This window comes from Cobetia sp. 5-25-4-2 (assembly GCF_013374075.1).
Lineage (GTDB): Bacteria > Pseudomonadota > Gammaproteobacteria > Pseudomonadales > Halomonadaceae > Cobetia > Cobetia marina.
This window is the reverse complement of sequence record NZ_BLWK01000001.1, coordinates 566,991-587,607: the sequence shown is the minus strand read 5'-3', so window position 1 is coordinate 587,607 and position 20,617 is coordinate 566,991. Positions and strand designations below refer to the sequence as shown.

Genomic DNA, 20,617 nt, shown 5'->3' with positions numbered 1-20,617 from the left:
AACGCCGCAGGCCTCAGGGCCTGCGGCGTTCTTGCATGCGCGGACAGTCGGCGAGACAGACGGAACTTGATTTGAATCAAGTGTGACGGACCCTTGTCGGACATGACGGCAAACCCTTGTCATGGATCAATTTTTCGTCGACATGAGCTCCTAGACTGACATCTCCTTTCTCACCCCCTGTCACTTCGGGAGCGAACATGTCAGCCGCACAGTCCTTCTTGCCCTTCTCCTTCTGCCGGTCCTCTTCACGCCCGCTGCGCATGGCGGCGATCACGGCCGCACTCACGCTGACTGCCACGTCGGCTGTCGCTGCGCCGTTCTCGTCGACTGACTCAGGCCTCGAGAACCTCGATTATGGTGCCGGCCAGTTCTGGACGCGTGCGGGTGTCGCCAAGGTCTCGCCTAAGAGCGACAACGGTCGCATCGATGCCATCGGTGCCGACGTGGACGTCGATGATGACAGCGCCTTCGCCTTCACTCTGGGGTATCGCTTCACCGATACCCTGGGGATCGAGCTGCTGGCCGCGCAGAATTTCGAGCATGACATCTCACTGAATGGCCAGAAGGCCGGCTCCGTCGATCATCTGCCACCGACCCTGACACTGCAGTACTACCCTCTCGGTGGACGCGACTCCCGCATCCAGCCGTACATCGGTGCAGGCGTCAATTACACCCACTTCTCCGATGAAACCCTCGATGACGGCACCAAGCTCGAGATGGATGACAGCTGGGGCGCGGCCGCACAGATCGGTGTCGACCTGGTCATCAATGAGCATTGGGCGGCCAACGTCGCTGCCTGGTATCTGGATATCGATTCCGATGTCACCGTGGCGGGCAGCGTCAACGACAAGGTCGAGATCGACCCGATCGTGACCATGGCCGGTATCAGCTATCGCTTCTGAGTCGCGCATCTGACTGACCACTGACGACAACGCCCCGCCAGCCCATCACGGGCCGGCGGGGCGTTGTGCTTTCAGGGCGAATCAGCGCGAGGCGGCCTGCCCGCTGCTCGGTGCCGACGTCTCGGGCGCTGACGGCGACGTGTCGTCAGCCGGCGCCCTGGCTACCTTGCCCGGACGGGGGCGATCCAGCACCAGTCCCAGCACGACCAGCGCCGCTCCCATCACCATCAAGGCGGTCCACTGCTCATCGAACAGCCACCAGGCCATCAGCGCGGCACACGGTGGCACCAGGAAGAAGGTACGTGCGACCTGGTGGGCCTCGCCACGTTCGAGCATCAGCATCAGCAACCAGATGGCACCCACCGAGATGGCGATCACCAGCCAGGCGAGGGTCAGCAGCAGACGAGGCGTCGGGTCGAAGGCGAAGCTACCTACGCTGCTGGCTGCGATGAGGAAGACACAGCCCGCTCCCAGATACTGGAATACCAGCCCCTCCACCAGCCCCATCCGACCACCGACACGCTTCTGCCACAGCGTCGAGCTGGACACGCCGATGAGCGCCACCAGACACCACAGCAGGCCGATCATCGGCCACTCGAGCGTGGCGCTTGCGGCGCCTGCCCCCTGAAGCACGCCCGCCCCCAGCACCAGACTGACGCCAATCGCGCCACACCCCAGCCCCAGCCACTGCCTGGCGCCCAGACGGATACCGAACAGCGGCAGTGACAGCGCCGCCGTCACCAGAGGGTGCAGGCTGACCAGCAAGGCCGTCAGCCCCGCGGGCAGCCCGGCCTTGACCGCCGCGAACACGCCACCCAGATAGGCGCCGTGCAACAGCATGCCGATGCCCATCTGAGCCAGCTTGTCATGGCGCTGCCCCCACTGGCGCGGCTTGCGGCGTATCCACAGGATCAGCCCCAGCACCGGCAGTACCAGCAGGCTACGCACCAGCAGCAGCGTGAAAGGCTCAGCATCCAGGGTGCCGAAACGTGCGGCGATGAACCCGGTGGCGAACAGGAAGACGAAGGTCAACGGCATCCACATCAGATTGACTCCAGAGCACGAGAGACGGGACCTCACTGTCCCGAGGAGCGCTCACACCGAGCGCGTCAGGCATCGCCGGCGTGATGTGACATGAGCTTGCCGCGAAGGCACCAGGGGATACAAGATACAGAGAATGGCTTTTTCAGGGGATACAGTCCGCATGAGTGGCACTCAAGACCTTCCATCAACGCCGCGCTACCAACAGCTGGCGACGCGCTTGAAAGCCGAGATGGCCACGGGGCAACTCGTCCCCGGACAACGGCTGCCCTCATTGCGCCGCCAGGCGGCCCTGTCAGGGCTGGGACTCAACAGCGTGATCCGCGCCTATGGCGAGCTGGAATCCGCCGGCTTCCTCGTGGCTGTCCCGCGCCGGGGATTTCAGGTCGCGGCCGCAGCGGCGCCTCCCTCTTCCGCCAGCCGCGATCACGATGCCGCCCCGTCACGCTGCACCCCTCTTGCCACTCCGTCACTGGCCATCGATGACCCGGCCTGGCAGGCCATGGCACATGCCAGCGACCCGGCGCTGGCTCCGCTGGGCGCGGCGCATCCCGAGCTGGATGCGCCCGCCGTGCGGCGCCTCTATCGGCTGGTGCGCCAGAAGCTCAAGCATCACGCCGAATCCCCCAGCGCCTACGCGCTGCCCCCGGGCTCCCCCGCCCTGCGCGAGGCCATTGCCTCTCACCTCAGCCACCATGGCCATCACTGTCACGGTGACACCCTGTTGCTGTGTCAGGGGGCTCAGCAAGGCATGTCGCTGATTCTCCGACAATGGCGCGCAAGCCGGGGACGCTGTCGCATCGGCATCGAGGCCCCCGGCTATTTCGGTGTGCTTGCGGCGGTGGAAGCCAATGGTCACGAAGCCATTGCCCTGCCGACACATGCCGGAAGCGGACTGGATATCGAGGCATTGGCCAGACTGCTGGAGGAAGGAGAGGCAAGGCAGATGGACAGGCGGCAGACGTGTGCAGGCAAGACGCGGCCAGAGATGCCGCCCACGGCCGGGCACCGACACGGCAAGGCCGCCCTCGACGCGCTGATCGTCTCACCGGATTGCCACAACCCGCTGGGTGGCCAGCTGAGCCTGACGGATCGAGATCGCCTGCTCAAGCTGGCCCAACGCCACGGGGTACAGATCATCGAGAATGCCACCTTCGCGGAACTGAGCTTCGACACCCGCCTGCCCTGGCTGATGGACCTCCATCAGCGTCAGGCACCGTCACCGGCGCAGACAACGCCACTGGGACAGACAATGTCACCGGAACAGGCACCCGGCGTGATCACGGTGGGCTCGCTGTCCAAGACGCTCGACCCGCGAGCACGCTGTGGCTGGGTGTGGCTCCCACGGTCCGAAAGCGTGGCACCTGACGCCGAGCTGGGCATGCAGGGGCTGATTCGCGCACGCTGGGCCGATGGCATGGGCGACATGCCATGGATGCACGCCGCCCTCGCGGAGCTGATCGCCAGCGGCGATTACGGGCGCCATGTCCACCGCATGCGCCGCTGCTACGCGAAGCGCCTGCAACTGCTGCGCGAGACGCTTGCCTCTGCTCTCGGCGATGGCGTCTGGCTGCCCGGTGTCAGTGGTGGCTATCTGCAGTGGTGCGGCCTGCCGGGACTCGATGGCGCGGCCCTTTCCCGCCTGCACCGCGAGCTGCTCGAGGCTGGCATCGCCACTCTGCCCGGCTACCTGTTCAAGGCGGTCAGCCCCGGCCTGCGCCTCAATGCGGCCCAGCTGCAGGACGATGAGACCCTCGCACGATTGACCACGACCCTGCGCAACGCGCTGCACGGAGCCGATGCCTAGCGAACGCTCTGCGCCTCACGCGCGCGCTGCTCACGCTGGCGCGCCCAGAACTGATTGATCAACAGCGCCAGCACGATGACCGCCCCGCCCAGCGCGAGACGCGGTAGGTCCGCGTCGCGATTCCAGATCAGCAGATTGACCAGCAGTCCCGCCGGTACCAGCGCATTGTTCATGATCGCCAGGGTACCGGCATCGACGCGCGTCGCTCCCTTGTTCCACAGGAAGTAGCCCATCCCGGACGCCACGATGCCCAACCAGCCCAGCACCACGAAGTGCACCGGCTGCGAAGGCAGCTTGTCGGTATTGCCGAACAGCAGGAACATCACGACCACCAGCGCCAGGGCGCCAAGATAGAACCAGCCGAACACATGACGGTGCGCGACACCTTCAGGCAGCTGGGGCGAGAGATGACGATAGGCGACCTGGCCGATGGCAAAGCACAGATTGGCCCCCTGAACGACGGCAAAGCCGAGCCAGAAGCCCTCGGTGACCCCGTCGTAGCGAATGATCGCCGCACCGATGACCGCCACCATCGCCGTGAGCAGGTAGAATGGCGACAGCCGACGTTTCATCATGTCATCCAGGAGGGTGATGTAGATGGGCGTGAAGATCGTGAACAGCAGCACTTCCGGGACGGGCAACAGCAGGAAGGAGCGGTAGAAGAAGATGTACATCAGCCCCAGCTGCACCGCACCGATGGCCATCAGCTGCCAGCGGATGCGGCCACTGATCGCCCGTGGGCGCAGAAAGGGAGCAAAGATCAGGCTGGCCAGCACGATGCGTGTCAGCACGGCCAGATAGCTATCGACCTGACCGGACAGGTAGACGCCGATCAGGGAAAACGAGAAGGCCCACAGGGCCGTGACACCGATCAGGTAGGACATGACGAGTAAACCCGTTAGGCAGAGAAAGTTGACAGGCATTGTAACCCTCCACGCGCTGCTTGAGCAGATACGCCACCTGGAATTTTCGTCACGCTCAGGGCCTGCCTCACGCAACGCCTGGTCCGGCCATGGCAGCGGTGAAGTGCGCCTCGAGAAGGAGATGCCTGATGGGGCCGGCAGGACTGGGGCGGAAGACTCATGGGACATCCTCTTCAATGAACAGGGGCAGTTCCGACTGGAGGGCCAGGCCAGCAGTGTCACGTTCAGCAATCGCTATCGCTGGCGACTGAGCCCCGACGGCACGGCCCTGTCACTGAGCCATGAGCGCCGCGGCCGCGATGCGGCGGTCTTCCTGTTCGACCTGATCGAGGCTCCCGCAGGCGATGGTGACCACTTCATCAGCCGCGAGGCACATCTGTGCATCGATGACCTCTATTCCGCCACCCTCGTCATCGTGCGCGATACGGATGACAAGCCCTGCGGCTTCGACCTCGACTGGCGCATCACCGGCCCGCGCAAGGATGAACATCTCGCCTATCGCTATCGCTGCTGAACGTGACCCGCGCTGCCGGCACATGAAAACGCCGCTGACGAATCACTCCGTCAGCGGCGTTGTGGGACTGGCGGCCGATCAGGCCAGCAGGCGTGCCGTGAACCATTCGCCGATCGCCTCGATCTCCTCGAGACACACGGCGTGCGCCATCGGCCAGGTGTGCCATTCAAGCGGATGCCCGAGGGCGCGAGCACTCTCGGCGCCAGCCTCCCCCAGTGCCAGCGGCACGATGTCATCCTGGGTGCCGTGATGGACACTGATGGCCAGCCCCTGATTGGCGGTTGACGGCGTGATGGTCGCGCTGGTGGCGAAATAGGTGGAGAGCGCCAGCAACCCACCCAACGGCCGCTCACAGCTCAACGCCGCCTCGTAGACCACGGCACCGCCTTGAGAAAAGCCTGCCAGCAGGATGCGCTCACTGGCGATCCCCTGCGCGACCTGCTCCTCGATCAAGGCATGCACGTAAGCCGCGGACTCGCGCAGCTGCACTTCATCGACACGCCGCCCAAGATTCATCTCGAGAATGTCGTACCAGGCCGGCATGCGCATGCCGCCATTGACGGTCACGGCCAGCTCACGCGCGTGCGGGAATACGAAACGCACGCCGTGATCAGCCGGCAATCCCAGCGCCGGCACCACGGGCACGAAATCACTGCCGTCCGCCCCCAGCCCATGCAACCAGATGACACAGGCATCCGCCTGGCCCTGAGGCTCGATGATCTGCGGACTACGGTGGCCATGCTGGGGTGATGCGTCGTTCATCTCTGCGCTCCTGTCTGGAAAAGGGGAATGCCGCCCAGCCTACCATTGACATTGGTTTCTGCCACCTGCGCTCCCCTCGCTCAGACCCCGACCGCGCGATGCAGCACGCCTGCTCGGCCTGCGCTCCCCCTCTTCTGGCGCGCCCTCACCATGACACTGCCTCTGGACGCGAGACATAAAAAAACCCGCCAATCGGGCGGGCAATGAATGTCGGGACAGCGACACCCAGGACAGGAAAGCGCTTGAGAAACCGTGCCTGCGGGGGGCTTTCTCAAGCACTCTGGGTCTTTCTGACGAACATCCTTCTCGAGATCGCCTGGGGACTGTCACGCCACCTCGATGCGACCTGTCAGCGCGCCATTCCATCATCACGCACCATCGATCAACATCAACGAAATACAGCGCATGACAGCGAACCACCATCACGAAATCTCGACAATATCGCCAGAATACTTGCGGAGTATTCACGATGAATCTGCCAGGCGATGGGACCGGCAGCCTCCCGATTGACAGGATATGATTTCTGTCAAAGGAGATTCGCCAGCCCCACCGATACCGCGGACTTCAGGGTGACAGGATCTCGATAGCCCCCGCCAATCAAGGAAATTACTCCAGAATGTCGGCCAGTTCGTTCACATCCTTCACGACATGATCCGGCGCCTTTGACAGCGGGAAGAGTGCCTTGCCCGGGCGGGCGATGAAGGTGGTCTGCAAGCCCGCTTCCTTGGCACCCGCGACATCCCAACCATGTGCAGCGACCATCATGGCTTCTTCAGGTTCGACATCGAGCTTGTCCAGCACCCACTCATAGGAACGCAGGTCCGGCTTGTAGATCTGGATATCTTCAATGCTGTAGCGAGCATCAAAATACGGCAGCAGTCCCGCGTTCTCGAACTGGGCCTTGACGCCCTTGTTGGACGAGTTGGTCAGACTGACGATCTTGTAGCCTTCGGCCTTGAGCCTGGCCAGACCTTCCTTGACATCAGGGTGAGGCGGGAGTGTCAGCAACGGTGTGATGATGGCCTTCTTCGCCTGCTCATCCGTCAGTTCGACACCGTTGTTCTGCGCGACCACCAGCAACGAGGCGACACCGATCTGCCCGAAGTCGTGATAGTCCCGGGTCACGGTAGACACCAGGGAGTAATGCAGCATGGTCGAGAACCACAGGGGCAGCAGGTCTTCTCTTCCCCCCAGTGCCTCACCGACCGAACTGCGCATCGAGGTCAGGTCCAACAGCGTTTCATTGACATCGAAGATGAGCACCTTGGGCTTATTGACGACATCATCCGCCATCGCATTCCCCGACATCAGGCCGATACCCAACAACACTGAACCTGCCACCTTCTTGAGTTTTCCGCGCACCATCATGCGTCTCCACTTGATCGATATCATGGCATCCGGCCTCGACATTTCCGGCATGCCGCTCGGCAATCAACAACGTTTAATCACCGTAAATCATCATGACACTCTCACCATGAACTGGCGATGAATCTTCACGAAAAACGCGGAAAATATCTGCAATTATCCAGATGAATCATCCTTCCTTGCGAGGGCTGACTGGTTTGTCATTCTCGAGCGCCTATCACGCCTTGCGCCCCAGAAATCGTCTCAAATCTGTCCAATGATACATCGCAGATATCAGCATCCAACCGGCGTAAATTTTGGCAAGAATGCCTCACGAAGACTCAAGAAAATCCTCTAACACCTTGTCGACATCCAGCACATACCATGCGCAGAGACGACCCACCCGGTGGCGGTAGCCAAGACCATCCACCAATGCGATCCCCTGTCCTCAGACGCTTTCGCTCAGGGCATGCTGGACGCGGGTAGCGGAAACGCTCTTGCCGGCATCATTGACGTACTGGCGGGAATCACGAGTGATCTGCGCCTGCTGACCATTGACGCTCTGGTTGTTCAGCGCCTGCTCGACACGACTGGCCGCAACACTCTTGCCGGCGTCGTTGAAGTGCAGCGGCTGAGTCGCTGCCTGCTGGGCCTGACCGTGGATCACGGATTCGCTGATGGTGGCGCGAATCTGCTGGTCGGCAACGCTATCAGCGTTGGCAACGCCTGCGGTGGTGACGGAGAGAACGGCGGCGGCGATGAGGGCATTGAAGGTCTTCATGATGTGACTCCTGGAAATGACACTGACGAAAGAGGTAGGGAAAGACAGAGTGCTTGAGAGCGACGCGCCGAGAGGCCGTGTCTTGCGACCCGTTGACGACTCAGCGTTGCGTCGGCTCAGGCGTTGTCGCTGATGCTCTGCTGGACTCGGCTGGCTGCGACACTCTTGCCCTGCTCGGAAACGGTGTCATTGGCCCGGGATACGGCAGCGGTCTGCTGGCCACGAATGTGCTCGGCATTGAGTGATTGCTCGACACGTCCGGCGGCAACGCTCATTCCAGTCTCCGCGAAGCTCTGCTGGCTGGTGGCTGCCGGCTGGGACTGGCCGATGATCTGCTGGCTGTTCAGCGCATTCTGGACGCGCAGAGCGGCAGGGCTGTCATCAGCGGCAAGGGCGGACGTGCTGGCAGTGGCGATGACGGCGGCGGCGATCAATGTCTTCAGTGTGGTGTTCTTCATGGTCTATCTCCTGGTCCTGGGTAGCGGATGATTCCGCGTGAAGTCGTTGTCAGCGAGTGAAGGATCTGGCGAGTAGCCCCTGTCCGGGCTCCGTCCTCCATTGGCTGTGGGTCGTGCTTCGCTTCGATTATTAACAGACTAATCTTTATTCCGCTTTCTAACTAGCCGTGCCATTGGAAGCTCACTGTTTCGCCTTGAGCAACAAACTCGCGGTAGGCTGTCGATTCCGGGGCCAGCATCTTCCGCGCGCCCCTCGAGATCGACAATTCACGTCAGAGTCATGAACAACTCTTGTATAACTATAATGGTGCAGAAACTTCCTGATTCCGTGCCGAGTCAGCCATCTGACTGACGCCTTGCCCTGGCAGAATCCTTCGGTGTTCGAGAGAAATCCCTGTCTCGAGACTCCCCTCGGGAAAACATGTCGCCAGCGGTGAAGTGTGTCGTCATGTTCTGATGAGACATACGCCAAGGCCTTGAGACTGGATGCAGTAGAAAGAGAAATAATGCGTTTATTTTTCTGTCGGCCAGCGACAGGAAGCCGGATAACTCCCTTGCAGAGCAGAGGATTGTTCACCCCGGTCGCCCGAATTGTTCCTCACCCACCGAGTACGCCGAAGGTCGCTTCCACCATCGCCGGGGGCCCTGGCTCAAGCACGCTGCCTGGGCGCGCTCGTCAGATGACGGCTCCGTCCTGGTCAGGTGACAAGGGGGCATTCAGACCTCAAGAGACACGCGCACATTGCCTGCATCTTGTCTGCATGTTGCGTACATTCTTTGTTGAACACGCCGAGAGACGTGCAGCGCGTGGAGTACCGGCCTGACCATCACGGGTTGGTTCTCATGAGGAATCAATCCTCAAAGACGATGCCCTCGCCAACGCCGTCAGCAGAGGTCGCGGGTCCCTCTGGCACGAATGGCCGCGTGGGTGAGTGAGCGTTACACTGGCGACATGCCCAACCCGCCACCGATTCCTGACAATGATGCGCCTTTTCAGGCCCCTCCCACCCGCTGGCCGAAGACTGCCGGGCAGACCCTGCGTGGCGAATGCGAGCGCTATACGCATCCGCGCGTCAGGGATATCGCCTGGCTGTTGAGTGCCCCGGACCTGCTGACACTGCGCCCTTATCAGCGCCCGGCTCTCGAGGCGTTGGGACTGGGCGACGTCATCGCTCGCCATCGCTGGCTGAGCGAGCTTGAGCAGACCCCCGAGGCACTGGAATCCGCGGTGGATGAGCGTCGCCACCATCGGCTCGGTCTCTATCACGAGCTGCTGTGGCGGTTCGTGCTGGCCCACGCCCCGGGCAGCCGACTGTTGGCCCACAATCTCAGGATCATGGAAGGCAAGATCACGCTGGGCGAGCTGGACATGCTGTACCTAGCAGCAGGCGACACGACCCCCACCCACCTGGAAGTCGCGATCAAGTTCTATCTGGGATTGCCACAAGGTCCGGGTCCGGCGGATGGCCTGGAGCGCTGGATCGGCCCGGGCGGTGCCGACAGTCTCGCCATCAAGACGCGACGCAGTCTTGCGCACCAGCTGCCACTGGCGCTCAGCGAGCGGGGGCAACAGACGATTCGTCAGGCGCTTGGTCTACCCGTGTGCGACGCCGCCGAGGCGACGGGAGACTCGGCCCCCGGGTGGCTCGCGGGCCAATGCCTGGCCATGCCCGGCGGTCTGTTTCGCCCCTGGCAGCCGGAGACACCTGCCGATGAGCAGCTGCCGCCACCGCGTCACTGCCATCCTTCAAGCGCGACGCAGGCTGGCTGGTGGGTCCCCGTGAGCCAGTTTGCCGCCTTCTGCCAGAGCCTCGACAGTACCGCGATGGATACCGCGCCGCTGCTGGGCTGTCTCAGGGAAAAGCCCGCCTGGCTGGCCCCTCCCCCTGCGCAATCACTGACCGGGTGGCGCGAGCTGCAACTCTGGCTCGAGGACTATTTCGCGCCCTCTGACGGGGAAGCGAACCCGCCAACGGGCACTCCCCGGCAGGCGCCGCCCCAGCATCCGCGTCAGCTATGGCTGGAACGCGCGCCGCACCGGCCCTTGGACTCGCGACACGACACCCCCTCTCAATGGCGGGTATTCGTGGTGCCGGATGGATGGCCTCACTTCATCCCGCTGCCCCCGGCTTCCCCCACCTGACGACTCACGTCGCGATCAGGCCGGCAAGCGGACTGCTCGGGAGGGAGTACTCACTTTGTCTTGATGCGTGAAATCAACGATAATGCGCCGCGTCAGATTCAGGCGACTCACAGGTTGGCCTGTTTCTCGCCATGAGACGCGGGCTTCGCACTACCCCGCGAGCCCGAGTCTGCTGGTGACCTCACCCCTGTCGCTGGCCAACGGCTTCCCGGCAGCGTGTCGACTCCGACATCCTGCTGCCGCAACGCATCCGCTGAATCCGTAGGACGTCATCTTGAAAACACGACTTTCCAGCCTCGATATCGTGGCGCTGGGCTTCATGACATTTGCGCTCTTCCTTGGCGCTGGCAACATCATCTTCCCGCCTCAGGTAGGTCAGGGCGCAGGGGCCGAGTTCTGGCCGGCGGCACTGGGCTTTCTAACCACCGGTGTCGGCATGCCGCTGGCCGGAATCGTCGCGGTCGCCGTGATCGGCGGCGGGCTCGACAAGATCACCTCCCCGCTGCCCAAGTGGGCGGCAGCGGCCTTCGGCGTCGCCATCTACCTGTCCATCGGGCCAATGTTCGCCATCCCGCGTACCGGTACCGTCGCCTTCGAGATGGGCATGCGTCCGTTCATCGACATGACGCCCGAGTCAGGCCTGGCATTGCACTCGGTGGTGTTCTTCGGCATTGCCACCCTGATCGCCCTGAGCCCCGGCAAGCTGATGGACGTGGTCGGCAAGTGGCTGACCCCGCTGTTGATCGCGCTGCTGGCACTGATCGCGCTGTTCACCATCATCGACCCGCAGGGGCCGCTGGGCCCGGTGAGCCCCGAGTGGGCCGAAGCGCCCTTCATGACCGGCTTCCAGCAGGGCTACCTGACCATGGATGCGCTGGCCTCGATGGTGTTCGGCATTCTGATCGTCTCCGCGATCAAGGCGCGTGGCATCACCGCCACCGCTGACGTGACGCGCTACACCCTGTGGGCCGGCGCGATCGCCGCGATCTGTCTGGCCGCCGTCTATCTGCCGCTGACCTACATGGGCGCCACCAGCCATGCTCTGGTGACGGAAGCCGCCAAGGGCGAACTGATTCCGGTCTACGTCGAGGCCTTGTTCGGGGATGCCGGCAAGCTGATCCTGGCGCTGGTCATCACTCTGGCGTGTCTGACCACCGCGGTGGGCCTGCTGACTTCCTGCGGCGAGTTCTTCCATCGCTTGCTGCCGAGCGTGCCCTACCGTCTGCTGGTGATCGTGATGGCCGTGGCCTCGGCGTTGATCGCCAACCTGGGCCTCTCGACCCTGATCAGCGTCTCGATTCCGGTGCTGGTCACGCTCTATCCGCTGGTACTCGTGCTGACGCTGCTCTCCTACCTGCGCCCGCGCCTGCATGATGCGCCACGCGTATTCGGCTGGAGCCTGGGCCTGACCCTGCTGGTCAGCCTGCTCGATGGCTTCGAAGCCAGTGGCATCGATTCCCTGATGGCCATCTCGCACCGAATCGAGCCGCTGCTGCCGCTGGCCTCCATGAATCTGGGCTGGCTGGCACCTGCACTGGCGGGCCTGATCATCGGCATGCTGACCAGCCGTCGTGACCAGACGAATCTGGACCCGGTACTGACCGAGCAACGCTGAGCGCCCCTCGGCCCTCCCCTGGTGGCATGATGTTGCCAGGGCGTTGCCATGAAAAAGCCCGCCCCTCGTGATGAGGGGCGGGCTTTTTTCGTCACGGCTGTCGTCTCTGGCGTCTCAGCGCGGCGTGCTGCGTGACAGCCCCAGCCGTGCGAGCGTGTCATCATCCAGCGAGTGCACCGCTTCCACGTCTGCCAATGCCGTGAAATAGTCCGGGGTCAGGAAGTCACGCCCGCCCAGCAGGTGCTCGAGATACTCACGGGCCGGCTTGAGTCCCTGACCGGTGCGCTCCGGCAAGGCGATGTACACCCAGGCCTCGATGACACCGTCACGTGTCACGATGGCATGACGAAAGCGCTCATATTCATGTGGGCGCCCCTCGTAGGGGTCCATCAGGGTGATCTGCTCAGGGTCGCGCAGCTCGTAGAGCACCCCTTCGACACGCTCACCCCGCGCCGGTTGCACATTGGCATGTGCGATCCCCGGAACACGCGACGCCTTGTCGAAACTCAGCCGATGCTCCTCCAGCCAGCCATGCAGGGCACGACGCGTGTCACCGATGCGTGCCGCGACACGCGCCGGATTCATGTTGCTTCCGTAGGCGAAGTAGTACGGCATACCCGTCTCCCGTGTGAACCGCGACGACTCAGTTGTCGGTGATCAGCGTATCGATCTCGCGCACGACTTCCGTCATCGCCACGCGGCGCTCCGGACGCGCATCCTTCAACCAGGCCTCGATGGCAGGCGCCACGTCACACTTCACCGGGAAGCTGCCACGTGCGTCACACAGTGCCTCGAGACGCGCGATGAACACAAAACGCAGCCACTGCCCCATGTCCATGCGGTCCACGCAGAAGGGCTCCACGCTCATGAAGGCCTCTGGGGTCGGTGTCTCCATGCGCCACAGATCCGCCGCTTTCATCGTCGCTTCCAGGCGTGCCAGCAGGTCACGCAATTCGTCATGCGCGTTGCCGGCGAGTTCGCCGTCCTGGGGTATTTCGGTCGGGTTCATGACACCTCCGTCAATTCATGCATGATGCGTTCACGGTATTATCCCGTTCATACGCTTGGAAGGCCAGGAGGGCCAGATGGCAGATAGCCTGTTCAATGACGTGATGATCCTGCTGGGGGCCTCGGTGGTCGCGGCGGCGCTGTTCCGACGCCTGCACCTGCCACCGGTACTGGCCTATCTGGCGGTGGGCTTTCTGGTCGGCCCGCATCTGGCAGGCTGGATAGGCCGTCCGGAAGAGCTGGCCTTTCTGTCGGAGTTCGGCCTGGTCTTTCTGTTGTTCTCGCTGGGATTGGAATTCTCGATGCCCCGCATGCGAGCCCTCAAGACCACCGTCTTCGGACTGGGAGCCTCCCAGGTGGTGGTCTGCAGCGGACTCTTCTGGGCGCTGGGCTGCGCACTGGGGCTGACCCCTGCCGCGGCGCTGGTCGCGGCCGGCGCACTGGGACTTTCTTCCACGGCCATCGTGACGCGGGAGCTGGCGCGCTGGAACGAGCTGGACAGCCCCCACGGCCATGCCGCGGTGGGAGTGTTGCTGTTTCAGGACCTTGCCGCCCTGCTGTTCCTGATCCTGATTCCGGCCATGGCGGGAGATGGCAGCCAGCTGCTCAGCGATCTGGGCGTGATGCTGGCCAAGGGCATCGGCCTGGTGGTGGTGATGATGGCCATCGGCAAATGGGTGCTGCCACTGGTCTTTCAGGAAGTCGCGCGCTCACGCTCGGAAGAGCTGTTCGTGCTCACCGTGTTGCTGGTGGCCCTGTTCTCGGCCTGGCTGACCCATAGCCTGCACCTTTCGATGGCGCTCGGCGCCTTCCTGGCGGGCATGATGCTCGGTGAAAGCCATTACCGGCATCAGATTGAGGCGGACATTCGCCCGTTCCGGGACATCCTGCTGGGCCTGTTCTTCGTCTCGGTCGGCATGCTGCTCGACCCGCATGTCCTGCTGGCACAATGGTACTGGGTGGTGATCGGCGTGATCTGCCTGCTGACCACCAAGGCACTGTTGATCACGGGGCTTGCCAGACTCTCCGGACGACCACTGGATTCGGCCATGCGCACCGGCCTGGTGCTGTCACAGGGCGGAGAGTTCGGGTTTGCCCTGCTGGCACTGGCCAGTCAACAACAGCTGATGGACACCGATACCGTGGGACTGGTGGTGGCGATCATCATCGGCTCGCTGGTCGTCACGCCCTCGCTCATTCGTCACAACCAGCATCTGTCGCAACGTGCCTGCCGCTCACATACCCCCACCCAGGAAAATCCGCACACCACGGCGCAGTTGAGCGAGGCCACGGCCCCGCTGCACGACCACGTCATCGTGTGCGGCTTCGGGCGTGTCGGTCAGACGGTCGGGCGCTTCCTGACCCAGGAGAAGCTCCAGTGGATCGCCATCGATGCCGACCCCATCCGCGTGCATGAAGCCGCCAGCGCGGGTGAACCGGTGGTCTTCGGTGATGCCCAGCGTCAGGACATTCTGCGCGCACTGGGCATCGAGCGCGCCCGCCAGGTGGTGATCACCGTCAACCAGCTGCCGCATGCACTGGCCATCCTGCATGCCATCCAGCCGCTGCAGCTCCCCGAGCTCAAGGTGCTGGTGCGCACCCAGGATGATGCCGACCTGGACACCTACAAGGCCGCCGGCGCGACCGAGGTGATCCCGGAGGTACTGGAAGGCTCATTGATGCTGGTCTCGCATGTGCTGGTCAATCTCGAGGTGCCATTTCGCCGTGTGGCGCGTTCGATCCAGAAGGCCCGCGAGGCCCGCTACAGTCTGCTGCATGGCTACTTCCACGGCCAGCAGTCCCAGCTGACCGACAAGCGTGGCAACCCGCTGCTGAGACGCCATCCTGTGACCCTGACCGAGAGTACCTGGGCCTGTGAGCGCCGACTGGACGAGATCTCCCTGCCGGAGCGCAGCGGTATCCTGATCTCCCGCATCGTGCGCGCCAACGGGGACTGCATCGAGGAGCCCACGGGTGATCTTCGTCTCGCGTGTGGCGATACGCTGGTATTGTCCGGGCTGGCTGATCATATTGAAGAGGCAGAAGCGCGTCTGTTGTCGGGCTGAGGCTCTGCCCGTCGGACGGGCACAGGAGACCGGCCTTTCGACAGCAGGCAATGACCGCCTTCGTCACGTCACAAGGGAGACTCATCATGCACGGACAGCACGCAACGTCTTGCTCGACCCAGGGGAGCCCACAGTCGATGGGCGTCCACAATTACATGGAGCAGCTGGTGTTCGATGGCATACGCCTGCATGCCACGGCCAGCGGCATGGATGGCGACAGCCGCGAGGATGTCGCCTGCATCGCGCTCAATCAGCTGGCACCGCGCTACATCCGTCATGATGTGGACATGGCCTTCTACATGACCCCTGCCGAACAGGAGCTGCTGGAAGAGCGTGTGGCCCTGGCTCTTGATGATGCGGTGGCCAGGGTGCACAGCATGCCGCGACGCAGCTAGTCGCCGCCCTCTTCTGCCCCGGGCGCATCGCGGGGATGCGCCCGGGCAATCACGATGCTCGCCATCAATCACGGCAACCCTCATCACGACGGCCCACCTGCGCAGGCAGGTGGGCCGTCGTGATGAGGGTTGCCCTTGAGATGGCAGCCGCTCAGATACCTGCCGCTCCCTGCGGCGGGACTTCATCGAGCACCTTGCGCAGGAAGGCGCGGGTGCGGTCATCCTTCGGCGCGCTGAACAGCTGACTCGGTGGCCCCTGCTCGACGATACGCCCGCCTTCCATGAAGATGACGCGGTCAGCGACTTCCCGCGCAAACTGCATCTCGTGGGTGACCACGATCATGGTCTGACGCTCCACCGCCAGCTGCTTCATCAGCTCCAGCACTTCGTCGACCCATTCCGGGTCGAGCGCCGAGGTCGGCTCATCAAACAGGATGACCTCGGCCTGGGCCGCCATGGCACGCCCGATGCCGATTCGCTGCTGCTGTCCACCGGAAAGCGCCGCCGGGAAGGCATCCGCCTTCTCGCTCATGCCGATGCGCTCGAGAATCTCGCGGGCGCGTTGATGCGCCTTGGCCTTGGGCCAGCCATTGACGACGATCAGGCCCTCGGCAATGTTCTCAAGCGCCGTCTTGTTGGCGAACAGCGCATAGTTCTGGAACACGAAGGCACTGTTGCGACGCAGGGCAAGAATGTCATGGCGACTGGCGCGTGTGGCCGCGACCTTGTGCTCGCCGATCTGGATTTCCCCGTCATCGGGTTGTTCCAGGAAGTTGATGCAACGCAGCAAGGTGGACTTGCCGGTACCCGACGGGCCGATGACGACGATGATCTCGCCCTGCTTCACTTCCAGCGTGATGCCATCGAGTACGGCCTGCCCGCCGAATTTCTTGATCAGATTTCTGACTGCAATCATCGCTGATAGGCCTTGTTGAGACGTTTCTCCATCCAGCGCTGCACGAAGGACAGCCCTTCCACCATCACCCAGTAGACGATGGCCACCATGATGAAGGATTCAAAGTACAGGAAGCTGCTGGCCGCTTCCTTCTGGGTCGCGCCCATCAGTTCGGTCACCCCCAGCGTGAAGGCCAGCGACGTGGACTTGATCATGTCCACGAAGTAGTTCATCAGCGTGGGAGCCGCCACACGGGCTGCCTGTGGCAGCACGATGCGACGCATCAACTGGACATTGGTCATGCCGATGGACAGCGCCGCCTCGGTCTGGCTGCGATCGACGCCGACGATGGCCGCACGGATCGACTCGGCCATGTAGGCAGAGAAGTGCAGCGTCAGGCCCAGAATCGTCGCGGTCACGCCATCGATCTGGGTGAGGAACGACATCACCTGCGGCAGGCCGTAGTAGAACAGGAACAGCTGCACCAGCAGCGGCGTACCGCGGAAGAAGGAGATGAACACCACGGTCAGCGCGTTGAGCACCGGCACCTTCAGCACCCGCACTACCGCCAACAGCGAGGCCAGTACCAGCGCGGCCACCATGCCGATACAGGCCATCTTGAGTGTCAGTGGCAGGTATTTGAGCATGACCGGCAGCAGGCCAAGCATGTAATCGATATTGAGAGTATCCATTCGTTATCCGGACAGGCTGAGGGCTTGGCTGAGAGTCTCACGGAAGACGCCCATCGACGTGATGACGGCAATAACCCGGCGACACGTGGAGCATCATCACGGCAACGGGGTGACGGTTGTGCCGTCACCCCGTTTGCTCACGACATCGATTGACGCGCCTGCACGTGACACACCGTCATGCGTCAGGCTCGTCCACGGGTGCCCCCTGTATCAGGGCGCGCCCGTCAATGTTCAAGGCGTGGTGATGTCATTGCCGAACCACTTGTTGGAAATCTCGGCCAGACGACCATTTTCCTTGAGCTCGGTCAGCGCGGCATCCACCGCGTCACGCTTGGCTTCACCCTCGGCATCCTTGCGGAACGGCAGCGCGTTCTCGAGACGTGAGAACGGCGTGCCTGCCAGCTCCAGCGGCAACGGTGTCTTCTGGATCACCTGGCTTGCGCTGACGCGGTCCATCACGAAGGCATCGACACGGCCCAGGGCGGTGTCCTGCTCGATGTTGGATTCATAGGTCTTGATGTCGATCTGGTCGGCGTACGGCAGCTCCTTCATCAGCGCTTCGTAGTTGGACCCCAGATTGACCGCCACGCTGTGCCCCTTGAGGGACTCGACGCCGGTGATCTCGTCATTGCCACGACGCTTGACCACTTGCGCCCCGTCATAGACGTACGGCTGGGTGAAGGCAAACTTGGCCTTGCGCGCATCGGTGATGGTGATCTGGTTGGCCACGGTATCGATACGACCCGCTTCCAGTGCACCGATCAGACCGGAGAAGCTCATGGTGACGAATTCGACATCGTCGCCGGTGATCTCGCCCACGGCATTCAGGACATCCACCTCAAAGCCCTGCAGCTTGTCCTGCTTGACGAAGGTGAACGGGAAGTAGCCTCCGGACATGCCGACCTTCAGGGTGTCGGCGTGAGCGGCCAGGCTGCCCATGGCAGCAGCCCCCAATGCCGCCGCCATCACGGTGCCCTTGAGAGCAGTGGCAGAGAAGACGGCAGCAAGTGAACGTGAATGGCGCATCGGAAATCCTCGATGGTGGCAGACTTATGCGGGCAGGGCATGTGTCGAAGTGCAGACGTCATCCACCGTCCCACACGCAGCGAGCACATGACAGCAACGAATCAGGCATAAGCGACAGCATTTATATGTGATTTAGTTTTATAGAATAACGAGCCTGTCGCGCATTCCCAAACATTTCCTCCACTTTGGTAAGAACGAAAAGGAATAACGCTACATGCGCGAGCAATGATGAGATTCTAGCATGCCTGCCCCTGCTGACCAGCCATGCGCCGAGGCGTCCCGGCGGGCGCAACGACCGCTGCCACTCGGATTGAGTGTGCCCTCTCAAGAGCACGCCACCGGGTAGCGGCTAACGATGACAGGCTGAGGTCATCAGGATGACAGTTATTCACGTCTTCCGTGGACGATACTGTGGATAACCTTGTGCTTCCTCGCTGCAAGCCGCGCCAGACCTGGGCAGGAGAAAATTGATCAAATTTTCATCAGCGAGTCACCAGGACGTCTCCCAAAGACCCCATAGCCGGCAATCCTTCTGCAATCAAGGTGTTGCGACAATGCGCGACAGCCTTCGCGGGTGGCATGCCAAGAGGCGAATCGCTAAAGTCTCAGCCATTCATGGCGTATCCTTGCCGATATCACGCCCAATCTCAGGTCGTCCCGGACGCGCACTGCGTCCGGGGAGCCCAACCGCAGCGGTGAGCCTCATGACTCCACTCTCCTCCCTGAGCAACTTCTTCCAGCGCACCGGCGCTGACGTGCACCTCTATCACCTGGGGCGCATCCTGTCCCCCTTGAGCCTTGAAGAGCTGGAAGCCTTCGAGACCCAGCAACAGCCGTGGTCGCAACCTTTCAAGGGACAGGCCCGGCTGGCGTGCGTCTTCCGACCCGCCGGCATCGACGATCCACTGGTGTGGTTTCTGGCCCTGCCGCTGGATGAAGAAGGCCGGCTTTCTCCGCCGCAACGAGATGCATTCCTCGAACGCCTGCTGACCACACTCGGCCAGACGGCACTGAGCGTCGGTCGTTCTGACCTGTTGCAGGCCGAGGCAGGCAAGATCGACAACCTGATGCAGGACAATCCCCTGGCCTTCACTCCAGATGACAGCCTGCGCGCCATGCTGCATGCCCGCGCCAGCATCGACTGTGATCGCCCTGCCAGCCAGTACTATGAACAGGCGGAACGCTATCTCGCCGCGCAACTGCCCCTTGATGACTGGCCCAGCGTTGGCCTGCAGGGCATCGCCGATGGGCTGACGCGTCGCGGTGAGTTCACCAATGAACTTGCCGAGGCGATGATCGAACGGATCGGCTATCTTCCCGACACGCCGCTGCGCGCGCTCGCCCTATGCCTGGAGCAGGCTCCCCCGGCCCATCCGCAGCTGGCCAGTCCGCTGACGGACAGTCTGGAGGCGGAGCTGCTCGACAGTCTGATTCGCCGCGGTCAGACGGCACGGGAGCTGGGAGACCTGGAAACCTTGTGCGCCTGCCTGCGTGCAGCGGCTGCCAGCCCCCTGCCAGCGGCCGCCGAATGGCTGGATATGCTATTGGCGGACGAGAGCGCCGCCAGCGTGGATGTGCTGGTCGCGATCGCCGCACGCGGTTATGCCCATCTGGAAGATGCCGAGCGCCTGCCGACCTTCCTCGTGCGACTGGCCAACTGCCCGCAGGCCAGCTTCCAGGCTCTCGCCCGTGATCTGGCGCTGATTCCGCGTCTGCGTCTGCCGGTACTGATGACGCTGCGCAACGCCGAACCCGACAGCGCCCTGGGGCTCGCCCTGGCGTCGCTCACCGGCCGGACGGTGGCGCCGACGCAACGCCACTGAGCCTCTGAATTACTGAGCCTCTGAATTACTGAGCCTCTGAATTACTGAGCCTCTGAGCCAGCCCTGCCATCAGGACCCGCCGCCCTCGCCGGTCCTGATGGCCAATCCCCTGCCGGCCCGTCCTGGCCAATCTCTCCTCTCGGCTCGTGCCCGGCACTGCGCCACGTACCTCGTTCGGCCCCAGGCCCAGCCCTATGCCTAGCTCTAGGCCCAGCACCTTGCCCGGTGGTCGCCAGCGCAAGCGACAGGTGAGCATCACAGTCCTTGAGATCATGCGCATAACCCACGACACTTGGGAGAGGCCTGATCATCGTGCGCGAGAACTGCCCGGTGAAAGCGCTCTGCAAGGCGCCAGGCACGGGAGCGGCGCTGCTCGCAGCCAAAGATATGCCAACAAGGATTGCTGCTGATACGGTAAGTGA

At 62.9% G+C, this 20,617-nt stretch carries 19 protein-coding genes; 8 read left to right on the top strand and 11 right to left on the bottom strand.

Going from position 1 to position 20,617, the window contains the following annotated elements:
• Window positions 1-197: 197 nt before the first annotated feature.
• Window positions 198-902: an OmpW family protein gene (locus HXS65_RS02575; protein ID WP_240499562.1), complete on the top strand. Its 705-nt coding sequence runs from the start codon at window positions 198-200 to the stop codon at window positions 900-902.
• 81 nt (window positions 903-983) lie between these two features.
• Here HXS65_RS02575 and HXS65_RS02570 read toward each other — a convergent pair whose 3' ends face one another.
• Entirely contained in the window at window positions 984-1,946 is a 963-nt protein-coding gene (locus HXS65_RS02570) for a DMT family transporter (protein ID WP_136938160.1), read from the bottom strand.
• Between the two features lie 160 nt (window positions 1,947-2,106).
• Here HXS65_RS02570 and HXS65_RS02565 point away from each other — a divergent pair, with 160 nt between their 5' ends.
• Complete coding sequence (locus HXS65_RS02565; RefSeq protein WP_176493017.1) at window positions 2,107-3,750, top strand: PLP-dependent aminotransferase family protein; 1,644 nt, start codon at window positions 2,107-2,109, stop codon at window positions 3,748-3,750.
• On the opposite strand, the gene HXS65_RS02560 is transcribed toward HXS65_RS02565, so the two are convergent.
• Complete coding sequence (locus HXS65_RS02560) at window positions 3,747-4,634, bottom strand: carboxylate/amino acid/amine transporter (protein ID WP_084209035.1); 888 nt, start codon at window positions 4,632-4,634, stop codon at window positions 3,747-3,749. The two genes, HXS65_RS02565 and HXS65_RS02560, sit on opposite strands and share 4 nt — an antisense overlap.
• Window positions 4,635-4,662: 28 nt before the next feature.
• Between HXS65_RS02560 and HXS65_RS02555 the strand changes: the two genes are divergently transcribed.
• Window positions 4,663-5,187 (top strand): DUF6314 family protein, encoded by a 525-nt coding sequence (locus HXS65_RS02555; RefSeq protein WP_176493016.1) that lies wholly within the window; start codon window positions 4,663-4,665, stop codon window positions 5,185-5,187.
• A 78-nt stretch (window positions 5,188-5,265) separates the two neighbouring features.
• Here HXS65_RS02555 and HXS65_RS02550 read toward each other — a convergent pair whose 3' ends face one another.
• From HXS65_RS02550 to HXS65_RS02535, 4 genes are all read right to left on the bottom strand, one after another.
• Window positions 5,266-5,949, bottom strand: coding sequence for an alpha/beta hydrolase (locus HXS65_RS02550; protein WP_136938164.1), 684 nt, complete (start codon window positions 5,947-5,949; stop codon window positions 5,266-5,268).
• A gap of 606 nt (window positions 5,950-6,555) precedes the next feature.
• Window positions 6,556-7,317 carry a haloacid dehalogenase type II gene (locus tag HXS65_RS02545; RefSeq protein WP_255304393.1) on the bottom strand — a complete coding sequence of 254 codons (762 nt, stop codon included), beginning with the start codon at window positions 7,315-7,317 and terminating at the stop codon, window positions 6,556-6,558.
• A 424-nt stretch (window positions 7,318-7,741) separates the two neighbouring features.
• Window positions 7,742-8,074: a hypothetical protein gene (locus tag HXS65_RS02540; RefSeq protein WP_176493015.1), complete on the bottom strand. Its 333-nt coding sequence runs from the start codon at window positions 8,072-8,074 to the stop codon at window positions 7,742-7,744.
• 116 nt (window positions 8,075-8,190) lie between these two features.
• Entirely contained in the window at window positions 8,191-8,532 is a 342-nt protein-coding gene (locus tag HXS65_RS02535; protein ID WP_084209039.1) for a hypothetical protein, read from the bottom strand.
• Window positions 8,533-9,460: 928 nt separating this feature from the next.
• Between HXS65_RS02535 and HXS65_RS02530 the strand changes: the two genes are divergently transcribed.
• Together HXS65_RS02530 and brnQ are read left to right on the top strand one after the other, a co-directional pair.
• Window positions 9,461-10,675 (top strand): DUF1853 family protein, encoded by a 1,215-nt coding sequence (locus HXS65_RS02530; protein WP_255304392.1) that lies wholly within the window; start codon window positions 9,461-9,463, stop codon window positions 10,673-10,675.
• A gap of 274 nt (window positions 10,676-10,949) precedes the next feature.
• On the top strand, window positions 10,950-12,290 hold the full coding sequence (gene brnQ / locus HXS65_RS02525) for a branched-chain amino acid transport system II carrier protein (RefSeq protein ID WP_205700456.1): 1,341 nt from the start codon (window positions 10,950-10,952) through the stop codon (window positions 12,288-12,290).
• A 114-nt stretch (window positions 12,291-12,404) separates the two neighbouring features.
• Here brnQ and HXS65_RS02520 read toward each other — a convergent pair whose 3' ends face one another.
• Together HXS65_RS02520 and HXS65_RS02515 are read right to left on the bottom strand one after the other, a co-directional pair.
• Entirely contained in the window at window positions 12,405-12,905 is a 501-nt protein-coding gene (locus HXS65_RS02520) for a gamma-glutamylcyclotransferase family protein (protein WP_077372558.1), read from the bottom strand.
• Window positions 12,906-12,933: 28 nt separating this feature from the next.
• Window positions 12,934-13,299: a YqcC family protein gene (locus tag HXS65_RS02515; RefSeq protein WP_084209041.1), complete on the bottom strand. Its 366-nt coding sequence runs from the start codon at window positions 13,297-13,299 to the stop codon at window positions 12,934-12,936.
• 76 nt (window positions 13,300-13,375) lie between these two features.
• Here HXS65_RS02515 and HXS65_RS02510 point away from each other — a divergent pair, with 76 nt between their 5' ends.
• Both HXS65_RS02510 and HXS65_RS02505 read left to right on the top strand, forming a co-directional pair.
• Complete coding sequence (locus HXS65_RS02510; RefSeq protein WP_084209042.1) at window positions 13,376-15,364, top strand: cation:proton antiporter; 1,989 nt, start codon at window positions 13,376-13,378, stop codon at window positions 15,362-15,364.
• Between the two features lie 137 nt (window positions 15,365-15,501).
• A complete protein-coding gene (locus HXS65_RS02505; RefSeq protein ID WP_084209043.1) occupies window positions 15,502-15,759 on the top strand; it encodes a late competence development ComFB family protein in 258 nt (85 codons plus the stop codon).
• 151 nt (window positions 15,760-15,910) lie between these two features.
• Here the strand turns inward: HXS65_RS02505 and HXS65_RS02500 are convergent, their stop codons facing one another.
• The 3 genes from HXS65_RS02500 to HXS65_RS02490 all read right to left on the bottom strand — a co-directional run bounded on the left by HXS65_RS02500 (window position 15,911) and on the right by HXS65_RS02490 (window position 18,312).
• Window positions 15,911-16,675 carry an amino acid ABC transporter ATP-binding protein gene (locus HXS65_RS02500; RefSeq protein ID WP_077372546.1) on the bottom strand — a complete coding sequence of 255 codons (765 nt, stop codon included), beginning with the start codon at window positions 16,673-16,675 and terminating at the stop codon, window positions 15,911-15,913.
• Window positions 16,672-17,346: an amino acid ABC transporter permease gene (locus tag HXS65_RS02495; RefSeq protein ID WP_077372544.1), complete on the bottom strand. Its 675-nt coding sequence runs from the start codon at window positions 17,344-17,346 to the stop codon at window positions 16,672-16,674. The genes HXS65_RS02500 and HXS65_RS02495 overlap by 4 nt, the downstream gene beginning before the upstream one ends.
• 231 nt (window positions 17,347-17,577) lie before the next feature.
• A complete protein-coding gene (locus HXS65_RS02490) occupies window positions 17,578-18,312 on the bottom strand; it encodes an amino acid ABC transporter substrate-binding protein (protein ID WP_103751385.1) in 735 nt (244 codons plus the stop codon).
• Between the two features lie 764 nt (window positions 18,313-19,076).
• Here HXS65_RS02490 and HXS65_RS02485 point away from each other — a divergent pair.
• Window positions 19,077-20,195: a DUF3549 family protein gene (locus HXS65_RS02485; RefSeq protein WP_176493014.1), complete on the top strand. Its 1,119-nt coding sequence runs from the start codon at window positions 19,077-19,079 to the stop codon at window positions 20,193-20,195.
• Window positions 20,196-20,617: the final 422 nt, after the last annotated feature.

Excerpts from the sequence above, each read along its gene's own strand:
- HXS65_RS02565 (WP_176493017.1), top strand. The coding sequence starts at position 2,107 with ATGAGTGGCACTCAAGACCTTCCATCAACGCCGCGCTACCAACAGCTG.
- HXS65_RS02490 (WP_103751385.1), bottom strand. The coding sequence starts at position 18,312 with ATGGCGGCGGCATTGGGGGCTGCTGCCATGGGCAGCCTGGCCGCTCAC.
- HXS65_RS02510 (WP_084209042.1), top strand. The coding sequence starts at position 13,376 with ATGGCAGATAGCCTGTTCAATGACGTGATGATCCTGCTGGGGGCCTCG.
- HXS65_RS02535 (WP_084209039.1), bottom strand. The coding sequence starts at position 8,532 with ATGAAGAACACCACACTGAAGACATTGATCGCCGCCGCCGTCATCGCC.
- HXS65_RS02545 (WP_255304393.1), bottom strand. The coding sequence starts at position 7,317 with ATGATGGTGCGCGGAAAACTCAAGAAGGTGGCAGGTTCAGTGTTGTTG.
- HXS65_RS02575 (WP_240499562.1), top strand. The coding sequence starts at position 198 with ATGTCAGCCGCACAGTCCTTCTTGCCCTTCTCCTTCTGCCGGTCCTCT.
- HXS65_RS02500 (WP_077372546.1), bottom strand. The coding sequence starts at position 16,675 with ATGATTGCAGTCAGAAATCTGATCAAGAAATTCGGCGGGCAGGCCGTA.
- HXS65_RS02495 (WP_077372544.1), bottom strand. The coding sequence starts at position 17,346 with ATGGATACTCTCAATATCGATTACATGCTTGGCCTGCTGCCGGTCATG.
- HXS65_RS02540 (WP_176493015.1), bottom strand. The coding sequence starts at position 8,074 with ATGAAGACCTTCAATGCCCTCATCGCCGCCGCCGTTCTCTCCGTCACC.
- HXS65_RS02505 (WP_084209043.1), top strand. The coding sequence starts at position 15,502 with ATGGGCGTCCACAATTACATGGAGCAGCTGGTGTTCGATGGCATACGC.
- HXS65_RS02515 (WP_084209041.1), bottom strand. The coding sequence starts at position 13,299 with ATGAACCCGACCGAAATACCCCAGGACGGCGAACTCGCCGGCAACGCG.
- HXS65_RS02520 (WP_077372558.1), bottom strand. The coding sequence starts at position 12,905 with ATGCCGTACTACTTCGCCTACGGAAGCAACATGAATCCGGCGCGTGTC.
- HXS65_RS02485 (WP_176493014.1), top strand. The coding sequence starts at position 19,077 with ATGACTCCACTCTCCTCCCTGAGCAACTTCTTCCAGCGCACCGGCGCT.
- HXS65_RS02570 (WP_136938160.1), bottom strand. The coding sequence starts at position 1,946 with ATGTGGATGCCGTTGACCTTCGTCTTCCTGTTCGCCACCGGGTTCATC.
- HXS65_RS02550 (WP_136938164.1), bottom strand. The coding sequence starts at position 5,949 with ATGAACGACGCATCACCCCAGCATGGCCACCGTAGTCCGCAGATCATC.
- HXS65_RS02560 (WP_084209035.1), bottom strand. The coding sequence starts at position 4,634 with ATGTCCTACCTGATCGGTGTCACGGCCCTGTGGGCCTTCTCGTTTTCC.